The following is a 20,359-nucleotide window of genomic DNA, read 5'->3' as shown; positions in this document are numbered from 1 at the left end:
CAATCGCCATATGACCTCATAATTCCCACAACCCGATTTCCGCGTTTCATCGAAACGACCCCGGTGCCTCACTTCGCGCGCCGCCCCCGCTCCGTCCTCCTTCGCCTCATCCCGGCAGCATCCGCTGCGCGATTCCTCGCGAACATGCAGATTCGTAGGGAGCGTGCGCTACATTTGATTGCCTAAGTTTTGAAGGAAAAGGATGCCAAGCATGTCGAGTTACTCCTCACAGCTGCACGAGGAACAAGAGGCGGTAAGCCGCGCATATCATCGTCTGGACGCCCTGCGCAGCCAGGCTCGCGACAGGCTTGATACGGTGCGTGCCGCCGGGTCGCACGGCTCCCCCACCCAGCGCACCGAGCGCGACTCCTTCGCCACGATGTACGAGGATCGGCTCACACAGCTGCGCGCCGTCGAGGATCGGCTGGTCTTTGGGCGCCTCGACGACGTGCAGGGCGAACGGCGCTACATCGGGCGTATCGGGCTGTCCAGCGAGCGCCATGAGCCGATTCTGACGGACTGGCGTGCCGAGGCGGCACGGCCCTTCTATGAGGCCACGCCCTCGAATCACGGCGACATCGTGATGCGCCGGCATATCACGCTTAACTTCCGCGACGTGGTAGGTATCGAGGACGAAGTGCTCGATGTGCATGCCGAGCAAGTGGACCGCGCTTCCTCCGCAGGCACGCTCACTGGCGAGGGCGCGCTGCTGGCCTCGCTCAGTTCGCGGCGCACCGGCAAGATGACCGATATCGTCGCCACGATTCAGGCCGAGCAAGACCGCATCATCAGAGCGCCGCTCGAACGCCCGGTCGTAGTTCAGGGCGGGCCGGGAACCGGCAAGACAGCCGTCGCGCTGCACCGCGCCGCATACTTGCTGTACACGCACCGACGCAGGCTTGGAAACTCCGGAGTGCTGGTCGTGGGGCCGAGCACGGCGTTCCTGCACTACATCGATCAGGTGCTGCCCTCGCTGGGCGAAACCGGCGTAGTCAGCCGCACGATAGCCGATCTCATCCCCGGCGTGCGCGGCGAGGCACTGGACACTCCACGCGGCGCGATGCTCAAGGGCGACCGGCGCATGCGTGCGGTCATCGAGAATGCCGTGGCCTTCCGCGAGCGCGTGCCGGCGAAGCTGCCCACTGCGCGCATCAACGGCATCAATGTGCGGATGCTGCGCGGCGACATCGAGCAGGCGCAGACCGATGCACATCGCACGCGCCAGCCGCACAACAAGGCGCGCGAGACCTTCGTGCACAATGCGCTCATAGCCATGCGCAACCGCTACGTCGAGCAGCTCGATTACACCCCCGAGCAGCCGGAGCTCTCCGATGTGATGCTGCAGCTGCGGATGAACGACGACGTGCGCCATGCCCTGAACATCGCCTGGCTGCCGATGACCGGGCCGTGGCTGATCGACCAGCTGTTCAGTAAACCGGCTCAGCTTCGCCGCTTTGCACCGTGGCTGAGCGACGAGGACGTCGACGCGCTGATGCGCCCGAAGGGCTCTGTGCTGACTCGCTCCGACGTCCCTCTGCTCGATGAGGCGATGGAGCTGCTTGGTCCCGACCCGAAGGCCATGGCCCGTCAGGCGGCTGCGGCTGCCCGGCGCGGGCAGGAGGAGCAGTTCGCCAAGGATGCCCTCGCCCAGTCCGGCGTGGGCAGCGGCATCGTTTCGTCACGCATGCTGCTCGATGAGATGAACGGCATGGATGGCGAGGTCGTCGCGCAGCGCGCCGGAAGCGACCGGGAATGGACCTATGGGCATATCGTCGTCGATGAGGCGCAGGAGCTTACCGCTATGGATTGGCGCATGCTGATACGCCGCTGCCCCTCGCGCTCCTTCACCATCGTGGGAGATGTGGCGCAGACCGCCGCGATGGGCGGCACGCGCCGCTGGCGCGATACCATGGATCCGCTCTTCGGCGCCGGCCGGTGGGACTTGGACGAGCTGACCATCAATTACCGCAATCCCCAGGAGGTCTCGAACACCGCCAGTGAATTCGCCGCCCGGGAAGGACTGTACATCTCGACAATCAATGCGGTGCGCACGCTGCCCGATTCGCTCGCCCGCATCGAGATCGACGATGCCGAGCTGCTGGCCACGGCGGTGGCGCACCACGTCTTCGATCTCGTCTCGCAATTCGTCTCCGCGGACGGAACCGGCCGTGTCGCCGTCATCGCCCCGCAAGGTCGCATCCCTGCGCTGCGCGAGTCGATACGCGAACGGCTGCGCGAAGGACTCGATCTTGATGAGTTCGCGCGACTTCAGGCGCAGCAATCGTGGGATGAGCAGGTGAGCGTATGCGACACGGAAACGGTGAAAGGACTCGAATACGATGCGGTGGTCGTCGTCCAGCCCGCGCAGATCGAGGAGGAGGCTCCCGCGCGCATCGTGGCGGCCTCTGATCTCTACGTCGCGATGACACGCCCAACGCAGCGGCTGGTCATCGTGCGGACGCATGATGACGCTGACCAGCTCCCGCTCTAAGATGGGGCGCATGCCTAAAGCATTGCTACTGGAAAACATTCATCCCTTCGCCGCGCAATCCCTTCGCGAGCACGGCTTCGAAGTCGAGACCAAGCCGGGGGCGCTTGGCGAGGACGAGCTGATCGAGGCGCTTGACGGCGTGGATCTGCTCGGCATCCGCTCGAAGACGACGGTCAGCGCCAAGGTGATTGACGCGCGACCGCAGCTGACCGCCGTCGGCTGCTTCTGCATCGGCACTAATCAGGTCGATCTGGAGCATGCCGGCTCGCGCGGCATCGGCGTGTTCAACGCCCCGTACTCCAACACGCGATCCGTGGTCGAACTGGTGATCTGCGACATCATCTGCCTGCTGCGTCGCATCCCCGCACATACGCATCATATGCGGCACGGTCTGTGGGACAAGTCCGCCACCGGCTCGCATGAGGTGCGCGGCAAAACGCTCGGCATCGTCGGCTACGGGCATATCGGCTCGCAGCTTTCCGTGCTGGCCGAGGCGCTTGGCATGCGCGTGGTGTTCTACGACATCGAGGAGAAGCTTGCGATGGGCAACGCGCAACGCATGCCCAACCTCAAATCGCTGCTCGAAGTATCCGATGCAGTGACGCTGCACGTCGACGGACGCAAGTCCAACACTGGTTTCTTCGGCGAAGACCAGTTCTCGCAGATGAAGCAGGATGCCATCTTCATCAACATCTCACGCGGATTCGTGGCCGACCTCGGCGCGTTGAAGCAGCATTTGGACTCCGGGCATCTCTCCGGGGCTGCCGTCGACGTCTTCCCGATCGAGCCGAAGAAAAGCGGCGATCCTTTCGTCACTGCGCTTGCCGACGAGGACAATATGATTCTCACCCCGCATATCGGCGGCTCGACCCTCGAAGCCCAGGAGGATATCGGGCATTTCGTCACCCAGAGGCTCCAGGACTACTGGTTCCACGGATCGACGATGCTTTCGGTGAATCTGCCGCAGATAACGCTGAAAGCCTGCGCATCCGGCGCGAGGATCACGCATCTGCATGCCAATCTGCCCGGCGTGCTGGCGGATGTCAATCAGGTGCTGCGCAAGGCAGACATCAATGTCACCGCGCAGTCGCTCGGCACGGAAGGCCAGCTGGGTTATGTGGTCACCGACGTGTCGACCAAGCCCGACGCCGCATCGCTTGAGTCCCTGCGCACCATCAACGGCACGATACGCATGCGCGTCATCAGCTGACCTGCATTCCGGCCGCACACCGTTAGCGATGCTCCTGCTACTGTTCCTTGTAGCGCTGAACGACAGCGCTACATACATATATGCAGCGGCACCGCCGACACAGCTAGGCCTGATCGGGTTCCCTATCAGGCGGTGTGGTTATCCTGCTTGAGCTCGTTGATGGCGCTTTCGAAGTCGGCAAGCCCTTCGAAGTTCTGGTAGACGCTGGCGAAGCGCAGATACGCCACCTCGTCCAAGTCGCGCAAAGGCCGCAGTATCGCCCTGCCTACTTCGTCGGACTTGACTTGGGCGAAACCGCGTGAGCGAAGATCCTCTTCGACCTTCTGCCCAAGCAGCTTGAGGTCATCTTCGTTGATGGGCCTGCCTTGGCATGCTTTTCGTACGCCGGAGATGACTTTGCCCCGGTCGAAAGGCTCGACGTTGCCGGAGCGCTTCATCACCAGAAGCATGGAAGTCTCCACAGTCGTGAAGCGTTTGCCGCATTTGGGGCATTCCCTGCGGCGGCGTATGGAATGGCCGTCCTCGTTGAGTCGAGTGTCGACGACCTTGGTATCGGGATTCTGGCAAAACGGACAGTGCATGCACACAAGGATAGCCATATAACGCGAATAATGGGAAGGCCCCGGTGGTTCCCGAAACGCAATCTGCCCATATTCGACACGCCCGGGCATCAGATCACTACCTTGCGTAGTCCCCTTCGACACCGCACTCATCTGTATCGTTTCACCATCATTACGCCATGTCATCGCATTGCCAGGCGGGTCGTTCGCCGCCGACTACGGAGATCATTACGTCATCGCATCGCCATGTCATCGCATCGCCCCCGGCACCGTTGCCCCGACCATCATTGCCGCCCGAACCCGACGCAGCCGATCAGCGTTCAGGAACGAGCAGATTCTGCCCGGGAGTAAGCGACACGGAGTCGAGATTGTTCAGCTCCTTGAGCTCCTGCACGGTTTCGGCGACGTTGCCGTTCTTCGGCGTGACCCGATCGGCAAACGACCAAAGCGTGTCCCCCGGGCGCACCGTGTAATTCACGACCGCCACCGGTCCCGTCGCCGATTGCGCCTGTGTAGCCGGCATAACGATGCTCCACCCCAGCCACGATATGGCAGCTATGAGCATCGCCGCGGCAATGCGTGTGAATACCGGCTTGGTTCTATGCGCTGCCACTGCAGAAGCGCTTGAAGCCTTCCGGGGTGCTTTCCGTATATCGCCGCGAATATCACCGTGAACGCGGCCACGAATACGAATCATCTGCCCATACGACGTTGCTGCAGTCATCTCCACCACTCTCCTTCAACTCTGTATCCAACAACTTCGCTTTTCACAGCTCTGCTTCTCAAATCTCTTGCTGCTCGCATTCACCTTCGGCTCTTCACATGTCTGAGACCTTCCGGTACATAAAAGCGAACATCTGTTCTATCGAACGTATGTTTGATTTTCGCACAGACGTTCGACTAATGCAAGCTCATTTTCGAACATCTGTTTGATTTCACACGATATACACGTTATGATGGAGAAAATGACCTATGAAGGAGCGGATATGAGCACGATTCCCTTTGCCCCCAGGCGAGCGCAGGGCGCTGATACCTCGGCCACGCTGACGGACCGCCAGCGCAAGGTTCTTGATGCCATACGCACTCATGTCTCGCAGCGCGGATTCGCGCCATCATTCCGGGAGATCGGGCAATCCGCCGGTCTGAAAAGTTCTTCCTCCGTCAAGCATCAGCTGCAGGTGCTTGAAGAGAAGGGTCTTATCCGCATGAATGCCAACAAGGGCCGCGCCATCGAGCTGGTCGAAGACTCGAATGAGGAGGAGGGCGGCACTGCGACGATTCTGCCGTTCACCGGGCCGAATCCGGAGGAAAGCGCAGCGGTCATCGAGTCGCGCGACGTGCCGCTGGTAGGCCGCATCGCCGCCGGAGCCCCGATCACCGCCGAGCAGCATGTCGACGATGTAATGCGACTGCCCGAGCGGCTCACCGGCACCGGCAATCTGTTCATGCTTGAAGTCCACGGCGATTCGATGATCGACGCCGCGATCTGCGATGGTGATTTCGTCGTAGTCCGCGAGCAGCGCACCGCAGTGAACGGCGACATCGTCGCAGCGCTGCTTGACGATGAGGCCACGGTCAAAACCTACCGAAACGACCACGGGCACCTGTGGCTCATTCCGCATAATCCCGCGTACTCCCCCATCGATGGCACGCACGCCAGCATCATGGGCAAAGTCGTCACCGTGCTGCGCAAGCTCTGACACAGACGCGGACAAGCCTTAGCACAGAGCCAAAAACCGGCTAGCGGTATACCCAGCGTCGCGTATATCCGACATGACATAAATCAGATATGACACAGATCGGACATGTCAGGGAACAGCGGTCACCACGCACCGCCTACTCGTGCAAAGCGGTCTCCTCCTGGGACGCGTAGCCCTCCGGCTCCAACTGGAAGGTCGTATGAGGGATCGAAACCTCGAAATGCTCGATGAGGCAATGGCGCAGCTGATCGAGCACCGCTGCAGCCTGCTCCATGCTTAAGCCCCGTTCCACGACCACATGCGCGGTAAGAATAGGCATGCCCGTGGCAACCGTGCTCGCATGCACGTCATGCACTGCGAGCACATGCGGCACACGCTGCATATGCTCGCGAACCAGTTCCAGATCCAAGCCTCGCGGGGTCTCCTCAAGCAATACGACGGCTGCCTTGTGCAGCAGCTTGGCAGCCCGGGGAATCATCAGTACGGCGACGATTGCACCCGCCACGGCGTCGAACCACTGCCAGCCGACGGTCATCATGACGATTGCGGAGATCACGACGACCACCGAACCGAGCGCATCGTTCATGACCTCAAGGAACGCCGCCCGCATATTCATATTGTCATGGGATTGCGCAGCAAGGATGAGAATGGAACCCGCATTGGCGGCAAGGCCAAGCAGCCCGAATCCAAGGAGCAGACCAGTGTCATGCACCTGTGCCTGCGACGCACCGAACAGCCGCACGCCGGCTTCCAGCAACGCATACAGCCCCACGCCGAGCAGGGCGAACGCTCCCACCGCAGCCGTGAGCACTTCGAGCCTGGCCCATCCCCAGGTCCTGCGGGCATTAGGCTTGCGCCGCATCAGCGCGGCTGTGACGCTTGAGGCGACCAGCACCAGCACGTCGGTCAGCATATGGCCAGCATCGACAAGCAGCACCAGCGAGGAAGTGACGATGGCGCCGATGATTTCGGCTATGAACACCGTCCCCGTCAGCGCCAAGGTCATCGTCAATCGGCGCTGATGGCTTCTGCCTGCCTCAGCCGCATCGTTGTCATCCGTGGGATCCACAGCATTCGCAGCACTATGAGAGTCGTCAGGACTCATAACCAATCACCAAAATCAAAAAGCATAGACGTCAGAAAAACAATCATGCGCCGTGGCGGCCCCGCACAAGGAGCCGCCACGGCGCATGACGCATAGGCAAAAAAGAAAATCAGAAACCTCAGAAACCGAACTTCGAGGCAGTTTCGCGCAGCGTTTCGGCGGAGCGCTTCAGCGCCGCCAGCTCCTTGTCCGAAACCGGAGTGTTGAGGCGGGAATTGACGCCGAAGCGGTTAAGCAGCGTCGGCACCGACATGCACACGCCCGAAATGCCGTGGAAGTCGTCAAGATACGACGACACCGGCAACACGCGATTGGTGTCGTTCAGAATGGCCTCGACGATATCGACGCCGGACATGGCGATCGCGTAATTCGTGGAGCCCTTGCCGTTGATGATCCGGTAGGCCGCGTTCTTGACCTCCTGATGAATTTCCTCACGCTTCACGGCATCAAGCTGCTCACGGCCCGGCAGTGCCTTCCAGTCGCACATCGGCACGCCGCCAATGGTCGCGGAGGCCCACAGCGGAACCTCGGAATCGCCATGTTCGCCGGCGATGTAGGCGTGCACGTTTTTGACGTTCACACCGGTCTGCTGAGCGACGAGATAGCGAAGACGAGCGGAATCGAGGTTGGTGCCCGAGCCGAACATCTGGTTGGCAGGCATGCCCGAAATCTGCATCGACACGCGGGTGACGATGTCCACCGGGTTGCTGATGAGCATGTAGACGGCGTTCGGCGCGACCTTGACCACATTCGGGATAATCGACTTCATGATGTTCACCGTGGCCTCGGCCAGGTCGAGCCTGCTCTGCCCCGGCTTCTGGCGCGCACCGGCCGTAATCACAACCATATCGGCATCGCGGCAGATCTCGACGTCATCCGACCCGTCGATGGTGACGGAGGGGTAGAAGCTGGAACCGTGCTGCATATCCAGCACCTCAGCCTCGACGCGCTCCTTGGAGATATCCTGAAGCACGACCTCGCGGGCGACGCCGCGCTGTGCTGCGGCGAAGGCCAATGTGGAGCCGACGGCGCCAGCACCGATGATGGCAAGCTTCGTGGGCTTATTTGTGAAATCAACCATGTGTTGAACCTCTCTATATTCGGCGCGATTCTGTTCATCACGCCACAATTCTCAGTAACTACTTTATCCATAGACTTTGACGTTTTCGGCTTGCTTACCGAGCGACAACCCGTCGCGATAATACGGCGAGAACCCTTGCAAATGGCGCAATCCCAACGGATTCGCCGCAGCAAGCGCACCATGGTCGATTCACGCAGCTGCGTCGGGCGACGACCTTTGCACAGTGAACTTCGCCACAATGCCCTCGATTACAGCCAAATCCACTGCCATGTCACATCCACTGCTCAGCACACTCACATCCCGGTCAAATTCCACTGCTCAGACAAACCCACATCTCAGCAAACCCACATCTCAATCAACAGACGCGTCAACGATCTGCGAAGCCAGGCGGCTGTCCACCTGCGCTTCGATGCGAACCCCGTCATTGCGGTATTCCGCCGTCTCAAGCCTGCCGTACTCCCGGATTCGAGACAGCAACGAGCCTTGCGTATAGGGCAGCAGCGCCTCGACATGCACATCGGGCACCGGCAGCAGCGCCTCGACCTCCCCGCGCAGCGCGTCAATGCCTTCGCCGCTCAAGGACGACACGATGTGAGCCTGTGGATACAGCGCCGAAAGCCGCGCACGAGTCGCCTCGTCGACATGATCGGCCTTGTTGAACACCAGAATGCGCGGGATGTCCTGCGCACCGTTGATATCCGCCAGCACCGTGTTCACCGCGTCGATCTGCGCCAGCGGGTCGCCGTATGAGGCATCGACCACATGGACGATGAGATCGGACTGCGCGACCTCCTCCAGCGTCGATTTGAAGGCCTCGACCAGCTGGGTCGGCAGCCGCCGCACGAATCCGACAGTGTCGACATAGGCGTACACGCGCCCGTCCTTGGTCCTCGCCGAGCGCACGGCGGTATCGAGCGTGGCGAACAGCGCGTTCTCCACCAGTTCGCTCGAACCGGTCAGGCGATTGGTCAGCGAGGACTTGCCGGCATTCGTGTAGCCGACCACGGCGACCGTGGGCAGTCCATAGCGCTGCCGTGCGCCGCGCTTGACCTCGCGTGCGGGAGCCATATGCGCGATCTGGCGGCGCAATCTCGCGATCCTGGTACGAATCACGCGCCGGTCCATTTCGAGCTGTGTCTCGCCCGGGCCACGCGAGCCGATGCCGCCGTCGGCACCTGCCGCGCGACCGCCCGCCTGCCGGGACAAGGCCGCGCCCCAGCCGCGCAGCCTGGGCAGCATATATTGCAGCTGCGCCAGCTCCACCTGCGCCTTGCCTTCGCGGCTGGTGGCATGCTGCGCGAAGATATCGAGAATCACAGCCGTCCTGTCAACCACCTTGACCTTGGCCACGTCTTCAAGCGCACGACGCTGGCTAGGCGCCAGATCATCGTCGACGATAATCGTATCGGCCTCATGCTGAGCCACGATGCCTGCAAGCTCCTTGGCCTTGCCGGAGCCGATATAGGTCGCCGGATCCGGCTTGAGCCGGTGCTGCAGCATGCCTTCGCACACCTCGGCTCCGGCCGTCTGCGCCAATGCGGCAAGTTCTCTGAGCGATTCCTCGGCCTGCGACTGGGTGCCGGTGGCGCTCGACCATACGCCGACGAGCACGACGCGCTCAAGCCGGACCTTGCGGTATTCGACCTCGGTGATGTCTTCGAGCTCGCCTAGGCCTGCCACATGCTTCAGTGCATTGCGCGATTCGCGCTCGGCCCACTCCTCGCCGCCCTGGTCGACATCTGGAATATCATAGGACTTGTCAAGCAGGACCTCGGAGCGGTCGGCCAGCACGTCGACCGCCTTGCTTATGTCGTTGTTGCTGCCGCTTTCAAACTGTTGGGTCAATGACACCTCTCACGTTGGAACTAAGGTTTTCCATTATCATCATTCTGGAAGACAACGCTGCGGCAGACGACGCAACTGAGCCGTGGGCGAATATGTGGGCCGCAACAAGGCAGGCCAGGGAGATAGGCAGAGCAATGAACGACAAGGACCAGCAACCGCGCCAAGAGCAGTATTTCTCGTCTGCGCCGACCTCTCCCGACGTTCGGCGCACCATCACCGTTCAGCTGGCCGGGCGCGAGGTGCCCGTAGCGGTCTCGCATGGCGTGTTCTCCGGCAATCGCCTCGATCTGGGCACCTCCGTGCTGCTGCGCCGCGTGCCCGAGCCGCCGAAACGCGGCAATCTGCTCGATCTGGGGTGCGGCTGGGGGCCGATTACGCTGAGCTTGGGCCTGCTCGCTCCCGAGGCAACCGTCTGGGCCGTGGACGTCAACCAGCGCGCGCTCGATCTGACGCGCGACAACGCGCACAGCCAGAATCTGGGCAATATCCGCGTCGCCGAACCTGACGATGTCCCCGCCGACGTGCGTTTCGATGCGATCTGGTCCAATCCCCCGATTCGCGTCGGCAAGGAGGCGCTGCACGACATGCTTATGCGCTGGCTGCCGAGATTATCCGACCATGGCGCCGCCTATCTGGTGGTGCAACGCAATCTCGGGGCCGACTCGCTGATTCCGTGGCTTGCGGCGACGCTGGGCGAAGGCTACGCGGTGTCGAAATACGCTAGTGCAAAGGGCTATCGCGTGATCGAGGTGCTGCGTCAGGCATGAAATACGAGTATCCCCAAGAGCTGCCGGTCAGCGCGGCGCATGACGACATCGCCGCAGCCGTCGCTTCCTCGCAGGTCGTAATCGTCTCCGGCCAGACCGGTTCGGGCAAGACCACGCAGATTCCGAAGATCCTGCTGGAAATGGGCCGGGGCACGCATGGCCATCAGATCGTGCATACGCAGCCGCGCCGCATCGCCGCGCGCACGGTCGCGGAGCGCATCGCCTCGGAAATGGGCGTGCGGCTGGGCGATGAAATCGGCTATCAGGTGCGTTTCACGGACGCCAGCTCGCCCAAAACCCGTCTGCGCGTAGTCACCGACGGTATTCTGCTCGCGCAGATCCAGCGCGATCCGCGCCTGAGCCAGTATGACACAATCATCATCGACGAAGCGCACGAGCGCAGCCTGAACATCGATTTTCTGCTCGGCTATCTGACCTCCCTACTGCCGCAGCGCCGCGATCTGAAACTCGTCATCACTTCCGCGACCATCGATTCGGTCAAGTTCCAGCATCATTTCGAGCAGGCGCTGCACCGGCCTGTTCCGGTCATCGAAGTGTCGGGGCGCACCTACCCCGTGCAGATCGTCTATGAGCCACTGGGCTCCGAACCCGCGCTGATGCGCTATGTCCCCGGGTTCGAAAGCAGCGCAGCGCGGAATACGGACGGTGACATGCCTCGCTCCGGCCGGGCCGCCGATGCGGATATGGCCACGGCTGTGGCCCGGGCCTGCGCCGAGCTGGTCATCCACGCCAGCCACGAGCGCGGGGCCCGCGACATTCTGGTCTTCGCCTCCGGCGAACACGATATCCGCGAGTTCGAAACCGCATTGCGCCGCCATTTCGGCCCTCGGGCCGACGATATGCGCCGGGGCGACGCCATCGAGATCATGCCGCTGTTCGCGCGGCTGTCCTCAAAAGAGCAGCACAAGGTCTTCGAATCACATGCGCACCAGCGCATCGTCATCGCCACGAATGTGGCCGAGACCTCGCTCACCGTGCCCGGCATCCGCTACGTGGTCGACCCCGGAACCGCCAGAATCTCGCGCTATTCCAAATCCGCGAAGGTGCAGCGGCTGCCTATCGAGCCGATCTCGCAGGCCAGCGCCGACCAGCGTTCGGGCCGCTGCGGGCGCGTGGCGGACGGCATCGCGATACGGCTGTACGACAGCGACGATTACGAGACCCGCCCGCGTTTCACCGAGCCGGAGATCCTGCGCACTTCGCTCGGAGCCGTCGTGCTGCATATGCTTTCGGTCGGCGTGGCGAAGAACGCCCATGATGTGACGCATTTCGGTTTTATCGACCCGCCGGACGTCAAGGCGGTTTCCGACGGCTTCAACGAACTCACCGAGCTTCAGGCGGTCGCCCGCAAGCACGGCGAGATGGCGCTGACGCGCACAGGACGCCAGCTGGCACGTATCCCCATCGATATCCGTTTGGGTCGTATGGTTGTCGAGGCTGCGCACACTACGACACCAAATACGCTGGCGGCCGTGCTGGTCGTCGTGGCGTTCCTGAGCCTGCAGGACCCGCGCGAACGCCCCGACGAGGCCCGCGAGGAAGCCGATAGGATTCATAACCGCTACGCCGATGCATCCAGCGATTTCCTGACCGCGCTGAACCTCTGGGACCGGGTGTTCCAAGCGGACGGCAGCCCCAGCAACGGCGTGCTGCGGCGCCTGTGCAAAACCGAATACCTGAGCTTTCTGCGCCTCAAGCAGTGGCGCGATCTCGTCTCACAGCTAGGCGATATGTGCCACGAGCTGAAATTCAAGGTCGGCGAGCCGCAGCCTGCGTCGCGGCCACCCTTGGACATTCGCCAACTGCCGCTCAACCAGCAGGCAGCGCACAGCATGTGCTGCAGCTGGGATGCGCAGGGCATACACACCGCCATGCTCGCCGGACTGCTCTCGATGATGGGCATGCAGGTGGTGCGCGAGCCCAAAGCCTCAGATTTTGCCGGCTTGAAAGGCGCGGCGAAGGCGCGGGCGATGAAGCGCGCCGCCAAGCAATCGCATAACGACTATCAGGGTGCCCGTGGCACGCGCTTCGCGCTGTTCCCAGCCTCGGCCGTCGCCAAAACGACGCCGCCGTGGGTTATGAGCACCGAACTGGTCGAAACCTCGCGCCTGTGGGCCCGGTACTCCGCCGCCATCGACCCCGCGTGGGCCGAGCCACTGGCCGGAAGCCTGACACGGACCACCTATGCTGAGCCGCACTGGTCGGCCTCGCGCGGCTCAGCCGTCGCCAAGGCCAAGGTCCTGCTCTACGGACTGCCCATCGTGCAGGACCGCACCGTGCAGTGGGGGCGCATCAATCCGCTTGAGGCGCGCGACTTCCTGATTCGTCAAGGGCTGGTCGAAGGCGATATCCAGCAGCAGTTCTCCTATGACGACTTCGTGACGCGCAATCTCGATGTGCTGCATGACGCCGCCGAAGACACGAGCCGTACCCGCCAGGCGGCGGCCAGCGTAAGCGACGAAGACCTGTACGACTTCTACAACACGGTGCTTCCCGCCGATATCACCTCGCTCGCCGATCTGGCGAAATGGTGGAAGATCGAGCACGACGCGCATCCGCAGCTGCTCGATTTCGACCCCGAGGCCGTCGAACGGCTGCAAAACGAAGGCAGCGTGAGCCTGGATGATTATCCCGACCATTGGCATGCGCTGGGTATGGATGGCACCGCGCTGGATCTCAAGCTGAGCTATGTCTACGATCCGCATGACCCGGCCGACGGGGTGAGCGCGCATATCCCCATAACCGTGCTCTCCCGACTGCGCCCCGAGCAGTTCACGTGGAATGTGCCCGGGCTGCTGGACGAGCTGATCGTGGCGATGATCAAATCACTGCCCAAGGCCCTGCGCGTGCAGTTCGTGCCCGCCCCCGACACGGCGCGGGCAATACGCGCGTACATCGCCGAGCACTATCCTGATCTGCCCGGATCGGGCGAAAACGGACGTCCCAATCTGCCGCCGGAGAACGAGCAGACCGGCGTTGCCAGTTGGCCTGATTTCACGCATGTGTTTACGCAGGCGGCGATCCACGTGGTCGGCGCACAGATTCACCCGCAGGTGTTCGAAGGCGACCAGTGGTCGAAGCTGCCGCCATATCTGCGCATGAACTTCATCATCGAGAAGCCGAATCCTGCCAAATCACGGGGCCGCCACGGCAACAGGTCTGGCCATGTCAGTCGCAACGCGGCAACCGTACTGGGCACCGGGCGCTCGCTGGTCGAGCTGCAGCGCCATTTCGCGGCGCAGGCCGAAGCTTCGGCGCGGCAGGTCGTGCGCGGCAAGGCCCAGTCGGCCGGGGCGCAGGGCAAACTGGTCGAGCAGGCGAATCTGCTGCACAAGGCCGGGGCCACCACGCAATCTCGCGCGACGATGCTCTGGCAGGGGGCGCTGGACAAGCTGCGCCTTCCCAGCGAACGCATCTCCTCGCGTTGGCTGGGAACCGAGGCGCTCATGCTTGCCTCGGCACCGTACGCCTCGACCAAGGCGCTGAGCGAGGACCTGCAGTTGGCCGCCGTCAAGCGGCTGCTGCCCGACATCGACCAGTTGGATGACGATGCCGCTTTGGCGCAGGCTGTAGCAGGCGTTGAGCAGGTGTACGAGGACACAGTCTATGCGGTGGCGCGCGACGTAATCGCCATCCTGAAACGCTATGCCGAAGTAGACAAGGCAGTGTCCGGCCCCGCAGATCTGCCGATGCTCTCCGTGCTGCAATCGGTGCGCGAGCATATCGCATCGCTGGTGTGCAAGGGCTTCATCGGCGCCGCTCCCCCGGACGCGCTGGCCTCCATCGAACGCTATCTGCACAGTGACATTGTGCGCCTGAGCAAGGCGAAAACCGACAAGAACCGCGATGTGCGCTGGGCGTGGGAGGCCGACGAGGCCCGTCAGCTCGTCGAGCGCTTCCACGTCAAGGCGAAGGCCGAGCCGGCCGGGCCACGGCATGAGTCGCTAGGCAAGCGCTACACCGTCGCCCGCTGGATGCTCGAAGAGTTCTACGTCTCCCTGTGGGCGCAGGAACTCGGCACCGCGAAGCCCGTCAGCCTGCAGCGCATCAGAAAGGCGCTTGAAGCCTGATGGCACGCATTTCTTCAAAGCGACCGCAGACAGCACGACGTCCGCATGGCAATCGCCCACATGGCAATCGACCCCATGACGGCAAACGCAGAAAGCTCAGCGTAGCGCAGATTATTGTCAGCATCGTCGCGGCGTTCTGCGCATTGGTGCTCATCATGGGGCTGGTGCGGTTCGTGCAGTGGCAGCATGAGATCAGCACGGTTCAGAGTGAGCAGGCCGCGGCAGCCCGCCAATACGGCTTCAATCCCGGCGATATCATCTCCGACGGCCAGTTCTTCAACAGCAATGCGATGAGTCAGGCGGAGGTCCAGTCCTTCATCGATGAGCAGGGCGCATCCTGCTCGGGCAGTCGTTGCCTTAAATCCATGACCTTCGATACTGCGGACCGGCCCGCCGACGGCCTGTGCTCGGCATATGCGGGAGTCAAAGGCGAGTCTGCGGCCGCGATAATCGACAAATCTGCGCGCGCTTGCGGCCTGAGTCAGAAAGTGCTGCTGACGATGCTGCAGAAGGAGCAGCAGCTCGTGTCGGCCAGCAATCCCACCGCTTTTCAGTACAAGGCTGCGATGGGGCTGAACTGCCCCGACGATGCCAGCTGCAACCCGGCGTATGCAGGATTCTTCAATCAGGTGTACGGCGCGGCGAAACGCTACCAGTACTACCGCGCCCATGAAGCCGACTACCATTACCACGCCAAGGCGCTGAACTACGTGGCCTATCATCCGAATGCATCCTGCGGCGGCAGCCCGGTCTACATCGAGAACGAAGCCACGGCGCTGCTGTACATCTACACGCCCTACCAGCCGAACGCGGCCGCGCTGCAGACAGGAGATGGCGAAGGCGACGCCTGCTCAAGCTACGGAAACCGCAACTTCTCCATCATCTACCGTGGCTGGTTCGGCAATAAGTCTTAGGGTCTGATTAGCGCCTGAAGACTGTAAAGCCTTCAGACCCTTAGCGTGCGAAACCCTTACAGTCTCGGCAGGAACTTCTTGAGCTCGTAGGTCGTGACCTGGCGGCGGTAGTCCTCCCATTCGCGGCGCTTGTTGCGCAGGAAGTATTCGAAGGCATGCTCCCCCAGCACTCCGGCCACGAAATCGGACTTCTCCATGACCTTCAGCGCCTCGTCCAAGGATTGCGGCAACGGCTGGATGCCCATGGCCTTGCGCTCGGCATCGGTGAGCTCCCAAACGTCGTCGCTGGTCGGGTCGCCGAGCTGCATCTGCTGCTCGATGCCGTCGAGTCCGGCTGCGAGCAGCACGGAATAAGCGAGATACGGGTTGGCGACCGCGTCGAGGGCGCGGAACTCCATGCGCGAGGAATTGCCCTTGCCGGGCTTGTACTGCGGTACGCGCAGCAGCGCGGAGCGGTTGTTGTGCCCCCAGCAGATGTAGCTCGGCGCCTCGGCACCGCCCCACAGCCGCTTGTAGGAGTTGACGTACTGATCGGTCACCGCGCTGATCTCGGAGGCATGATACAGGATGCCCGCCGCGAATTGCCGGGCGATCAACGACATGTTGAACTCCTGACCGGCCTCGTAGAAGGCGTTGGCGTCACCCTCGAACAGGCTCAGGTGGGTATGCATGCCCGATCCTGGCTGATCGGTGAGCGGCTTGGGCATGAAGCTGGCGTGTATGCCGCGCTCAAGGCCGATCTCCTTGATCACCGTGCGGAAGGTCATGATGTTGTCGGCCGTGGTCAGCGCGTCGGCGTACCGCAGGTCGATCTCGTTCTGGCCGGGCCCGCCCTCGTGGTGCGAGTACTCGACCGAAATGCCCATCTGCTCGAGCATGTTGACAGCGGCGCGGCGGAAGTCCATCCCCGGGCTGCGCGGCACATGGTCGAAGTATCCGCCCTCGTCGATCGGAGTGGGGTCCTTGGACCAGTCCTCCTGATGCTCGAAGAGGTAGAACTCGATCTCAGGGTGCACGTAGAAGGTGAAGCCCTTCTCCTTGGCCTTGGCCAGTGTGGTTTTCAGCACATGGCGCGGGTCGCCGAGCGAAGGCTCGCCTTCGGGCGTGAGAATGTCGCAGAACATGCGGGCGGTGCCTTGCGGGCCGTCGCGCCACGGCAGAATCTGGAAGGTCGAAGGATCCGGGCTCACGATCATATCGTCCTCGGATACGCGCGTCATGCCTTCGATGGCCGAGCCGTCAAAGCCCAGCCCCTCCTCGAATGCCGCCTCCAACTCGGCAGGTGCGATGGCGACGGACTTCAATGTCCCCAGCACATCGGTGAACCATAACCGAATAAAGCGCACGTCGCGTTCCTCGACCGTGCGCAACGCAAACTCTTGCTGCTTATCCATATGCCACATGCTCCCATGCGATTATTACGTCTGCTTAACCACGCTACAGGCGTGTCGTCCGCCCACGATTGTCCGTTAAGGTCCCGACGAGAAACGGCTCAGCCAGCCACGCGAAGGGCCTGTTCAAGCGTAAACGCGCGGGCGTAGAGCGACTTGCCCAGAATCGCGCTGTCGACGCCAAAGGATGCGAGTTCGGCTATCGCGCGCAGGTCGTCCAGCGACGATATGCCGCCCGAGGCGGTGACCTTGGCATCGGTGCGCTGCGCGACCTCGCGCAGCAGTTCGAGATTCGGCCCGCTCATCATGCCGTCACGCGTCACGTCGGTGACCACATAGCGCGAGCAGCCGGCCGCATTGAGCATATCCATGGTCTCGAAGAGGTCGCCGCCCTCCTTGACCCAGCCACGAGCTGCCAAAGTATGCCCGCGCACGTCCAATCCGACGGCCACCTGCTCGCCGTACTCGCCGATGACGCGCCTGGTCCACTCCGGGTTTTCAAGCGCTGCGGTGCCGATGTTGACGCGCGCCGCGCCGGCATCGAGCGCAGCTTTGAGACTTTCGTCGTCACGCACGCCGCCGCTCATCTCGATGCTGACCGTATCACCGAGCTCGGCAACGATTTCACGCAGCTGGGCGCGATTATCACCGGTGCCGAAGGCCGCGTCCAGATCGACCAAATGAATCCACGAGGCACCGGACTCGACCCAGGTACGCGCGGCCTCAAGCGGGCTGCCATAATCGGTTTCAGAGCCTAATTCGCCCTGTCGCAGTCGTACGGCCTTGCCGTCGCGCACATCGACAGCGGGAAGAAGTGTCAGCATGATGGATGTCCTTTCTTGCAGATTCGTTAAAATGTCGCAACCCAGTTGCGCAGCAGTTGTTCGCCGGCCTTGGCGGACTTTTCCGGATGGAATTGGGTAGCAGATAAGGCCCCGCGCTCGTAGGCCGCCACGAAGCGCGTACGGTCGTACTGGCACCAGGTGACCTGCTGCTGTGCCGGTCCGAAGTCGATATGCAGCGCCGAGCAATCGGCCGGTTCGGCGCGGGTGGCTGCGTAGGAATGCACGAAGTAGAAGCGCTCCTCCTCGACGCCCTTGAGCAGCACCGTGCCCTGCGAAGCCTCGATTGTGTTCCATCCCATATGCGGCGTCACGTCGGCGTCGATCTTGTCGATGGAGCCGCCGATCAATCCCAGCCCTTGCGCCTCCACGCCGTTCTCGTCGCCACTTTGGAAGAGAATCTGCTGGCCGACGCACACGCCGAGCACCGGCCGGCCCGCGCGCAGCCGGTCATAGACGACGCGGTCGCCGCCGACTCGTTTGAGCCCCTGCATGCAGGCGGCGAATGCGCCGACGCCAGGCACCACCAGGCCGTCGGCTTCAAGCGCCTGCCGATAGTCGGAGGTCAGGGTCGCGTCAAGCCCGATGTTGGCGAGCGCGCGCAGCATCGAACGCACGTTGCCGAATCCGTAATCGAATACCACGGCTGAGGTCATAGGGAAGCTCCTTGGTGTGCACTGCCTGTCTGGATGGTGAATCTATGCGAAAGTATATATGCCGTATGTATTGCTGGCGTCGGGCAGCATATGCGATGCTGCGGCATGATGGCTGGCGGGCACGGCACCGTCATCGGATATGCGAGGCGCCGCGGCCGAAGCGCGTATGCTCGGCGATGATGGACATGGCCGCATCGTGGTCGAGACTCGCCGAATCGATGATATGCAGCCCCTGCTTACGCAGATCAGCCAGCGTCGCAATGCCCAGCATCAGATCCTCTACGAAATCCGGAGCCGAGGCGAAGAGAATTGGCGGCGCGAAGGTCTGCCCGGCCTCGCCGTGCAAATACAGCGTCGAATCGAGCTTATCAGCGCGATTCACCGCCAGCACGACGGCCATGCCGGAGACCACGGTGGTGAGATCCTTGGCTGCGGCCTCGGGGGCGTCACCGTCCAGATTGCGCAGCACGGCCACCGCTCCTTGGTCGGAGCCTATGCAGTCGGCGGAGATGTCGGAAATCTGGCAGAACGCGGCGAGCAGACGGTCCGAAGCGAGCCGGGTGATGAGCGCGGCGCTTTTCGCCTTGTCGCCGACCAGCCCGCGCAGCTCCTCATCGAAGTCGAGTGCGGAAGCAGCCGCATCCGACGGCGATTGCGGCACTGCCGGAGACGCTGATGCAGGCGCATTCGGCCCTTCGGCTGCGTTAGCTGCGTCACTCTCAGCCGTTGCGCCGAACGCATCAGCCGTATCGGGTGTCGCAGACGCTACGCCGTCGCTCCCCGGTTCGGATGACGCTGGATGTGCGCTGTCATCACACTCGAATTCCTGTTCGAAGCCTTCGAGCGCCGCCTCAAGCTCCGCATCGCTGAAATGGAGGTCGTCGGGCCGCTCATCCCGGGAATCGAAGTCCTCGCCGTTCTCGTTGCCGTCAGCCATCACAGCGCGCCCTTGGTGCTGGGAATGCCGGTGACGCGCGGATCGGGCTCGACGGCGAAGCGCAGCGCCCTGGCGAGGGCCTTGAATTCCGCTTCGGCGATATGGTGCGGATCACGCCCCGCAAGCAGCTGCATATGCAGGCATATGCCGGAGTGGAAAGCAATCGATTCCATGACGTGACGCACCAGCGACCCAGTGAAGTGCCCGCCGATCATGGCGAACTCGAATCCTTCCGGCTCCCCCGTGCACACGGCATAAGGGCGGCCCGAAATATCAATGACGGCCTTGGCCAGCGCCTCATCCAGCGGCACGGTGGCATCGGCGAAGCGGCGAATGCCGCGCTTGTCTCCCAACGCCTGCTTGAGCGCCTCGCCGAAGACGATGGCGGTGTCCTCGACGGTGTGGTGCACGTCGATGTCGGTGTCACCCGAGGCCTTGATGCGCAGATCAATGAGCGAGTGCTTGCCCAGCGCCGTCATCATATGGTTGAAGAACGGCACGGAGGTGTCGATGTCAGTCGCGCCGGTGCCGTCGAGGTCGAGACTGAGCTCGATATTGGATTCGCTGGTTGCTCGTGTGATCGTGGCCGTACGTGCCATGGATACCTCTCCCCCGTTCGCAGTCGTATGCTTCCCCTCACCCACATGCCATCTGTGGCGCATCCAGATGAGGGAAACATGCCTGCTGTCGTGCCTGTTTCGCTGCTGTTGCTGTACTTGCTGGTACGTATTGCAACTGCTCTGTCTGTTGTAACTTGTTGTAACTACTG

Annotated in this window: 16 protein-coding genes; 6 read left to right on the top strand and 10 right to left on the bottom strand. The window is 62.4% G+C overall.

Annotated features, from left to right (window positions below):
• The first annotated feature begins 211 nt into the window (after positions 1–211).
• Together LKK40_RS07900 and serA are read left to right on the top strand one after the other, a co-directional pair.
• Positions 212–2,491, top strand: coding sequence for a HelD family protein (locus LKK40_RS07900; RefSeq protein ID WP_304310163.1), 2,280 nt, complete (start codon positions 212–214; stop codon positions 2,489–2,491).
• A 10-nt stretch (positions 2,492–2,501) separates the two neighbouring features.
• Positions 2,502–3,701 (top strand): phosphoglycerate dehydrogenase, encoded by a 1,200-nt coding sequence (serA, locus tag LKK40_RS07895; RefSeq protein WP_152580690.1) that lies wholly within the window; start codon positions 2,502–2,504, stop codon positions 3,699–3,701.
• Between the two features lie 125 nt (positions 3,702–3,826).
• Here serA and nrdR read toward each other — a convergent pair whose 3' ends face one another.
• Positions 3,827–4,282: a transcriptional regulator NrdR gene (gene nrdR / locus LKK40_RS07890; RefSeq protein WP_304310162.1), complete on the bottom strand. Its 456-nt coding sequence runs from the start codon at positions 4,280–4,282 to the stop codon at positions 3,827–3,829.
• A 292-nt stretch (positions 4,283–4,574) separates the two neighbouring features.
• Positions 4,575–4,874 (bottom strand): LysM peptidoglycan-binding domain-containing protein, encoded by a 300-nt coding sequence (locus LKK40_RS07885; RefSeq protein WP_304310161.1) that lies wholly within the window; start codon positions 4,872–4,874, stop codon positions 4,575–4,577.
• Between the two features lie 373 nt (positions 4,875–5,247).
• Here LKK40_RS07885 and lexA point away from each other — a divergent pair, with 373 nt between their 5' ends.
• Positions 5,248–5,961, top strand: coding sequence for a transcriptional repressor LexA (lexA, locus tag LKK40_RS07880; RefSeq protein ID WP_304310160.1), 714 nt, complete (start codon positions 5,248–5,250; stop codon positions 5,959–5,961).
• A gap of 136 nt (positions 5,962–6,097) precedes the next feature.
• Here lexA and LKK40_RS07875 read toward each other — a convergent pair whose 3' ends face one another.
• The 3 genes from LKK40_RS07875 to hflX form a co-directional block, all read right to left on the bottom strand.
• The gene (locus LKK40_RS07875) at positions 6,098–7,066 is read right to left on the bottom strand and encodes a cation diffusion facilitator family transporter (protein WP_304310159.1); all 969 of its coding nucleotides are present in this window, start codon (positions 7,064–7,066) and stop codon (positions 6,098–6,100) included.
• A gap of 118 nt (positions 7,067–7,184) precedes the next feature.
• Positions 7,185–8,147: an L-lactate dehydrogenase gene (locus tag LKK40_RS07870; protein ID WP_304310158.1), complete on the bottom strand. Its 963-nt coding sequence runs from the start codon at positions 8,145–8,147 to the stop codon at positions 7,185–7,187.
• Between the two features lie 351 nt (positions 8,148–8,498).
• Positions 8,499–9,998: a GTPase HflX gene (gene hflX / locus LKK40_RS07865; RefSeq protein ID WP_304310157.1), complete on the bottom strand. Its 1,500-nt coding sequence runs from the start codon at positions 9,996–9,998 to the stop codon at positions 8,499–8,501.
• Positions 9,999–10,126: 128 nt separating this feature from the next.
• Here hflX and LKK40_RS07860 point away from each other — a divergent pair, with 128 nt between their 5' ends.
• From LKK40_RS07860 to LKK40_RS07850, 3 genes are all read left to right on the top strand, one after another.
• Positions 10,127–10,759, top strand: a complete 633-nt coding sequence (locus LKK40_RS07860) for a class I SAM-dependent methyltransferase (RefSeq protein ID WP_304310156.1) — start codon at positions 10,127–10,129, stop codon at positions 10,757–10,759.
• Positions 10,756–14,850: an ATP-dependent RNA helicase HrpA gene (gene hrpA, locus LKK40_RS07855; RefSeq protein ID WP_304310155.1), complete on the top strand. Its 4,095-nt coding sequence runs from the start codon at positions 10,756–10,758 to the stop codon at positions 14,848–14,850. Before LKK40_RS07860 ends, hrpA begins: the two co-directional genes overlap by 4 nt.
• Before the next feature lie 155 nt (positions 14,851–15,005).
• Positions 15,006–15,764 carry a hemagglutinin gene (locus LKK40_RS07850; RefSeq protein WP_304310210.1) on the top strand — a complete coding sequence of 253 codons (759 nt, stop codon included), beginning with the start codon at positions 15,006–15,008 and terminating at the stop codon, positions 15,762–15,764.
• Positions 15,765–15,820: 56 nt separating this feature from the next.
• On the opposite strand, the gene glnA is transcribed toward LKK40_RS07850, so the two are convergent.
• The 5 genes from glnA to hisB form a co-directional block, all read right to left on the bottom strand.
• Positions 15,821–17,158, bottom strand: a complete 1,338-nt coding sequence (gene glnA, locus LKK40_RS07845; RefSeq protein WP_152580698.1) for a type I glutamate--ammonia ligase — start codon at positions 17,156–17,158, stop codon at positions 15,821–15,823.
• 98 nt (positions 17,159–17,256) lie between these two features.
• The gene (gene priA / locus LKK40_RS07840) at positions 17,257–17,982 is read right to left on the bottom strand and encodes a bifunctional 1-(5-phosphoribosyl)-5-((5-phosphoribosylamino)methylideneamino)imidazole-4-carboxamide isomerase/phosphoribosylanthranilate isomerase PriA (RefSeq protein ID WP_304310209.1); all 726 of its coding nucleotides are present in this window, start codon (positions 17,980–17,982) and stop codon (positions 17,257–17,259) included.
• 23 nt (positions 17,983–18,005) lie between these two features.
• Complete coding sequence (hisH, locus tag LKK40_RS07835) at positions 18,006–18,653, bottom strand: imidazole glycerol phosphate synthase subunit HisH (protein WP_273191992.1); 648 nt, start codon at positions 18,651–18,653, stop codon at positions 18,006–18,008.
• Positions 18,654–18,783: 130 nt separating this feature from the next.
• Positions 18,784–19,590 (bottom strand): hypothetical protein, encoded by an 807-nt coding sequence (locus tag LKK40_RS07830; protein ID WP_304310154.1) that lies wholly within the window; start codon positions 19,588–19,590, stop codon positions 18,784–18,786.
• A complete protein-coding gene (hisB, locus tag LKK40_RS07825; protein ID WP_304310153.1) occupies positions 19,590–20,189 on the bottom strand; it encodes an imidazoleglycerol-phosphate dehydratase HisB in 600 nt (199 codons plus the stop codon). The genes LKK40_RS07830 and hisB overlap by 1 nt, the downstream gene beginning before the upstream one ends.
• Positions 20,190–20,359 lie beyond the last annotated feature (170 nt).

Source organism: Bifidobacterium tibiigranuli (genome assembly GCF_022655035.1).
Taxonomy (GTDB): Bacteria; Actinomycetota; Actinomycetes; order Actinomycetales; family Bifidobacteriaceae; genus Bifidobacterium; species Bifidobacterium tibiigranuli_A.
This window is presented reverse-complemented; position numbering and strand designations above follow the sequence as displayed.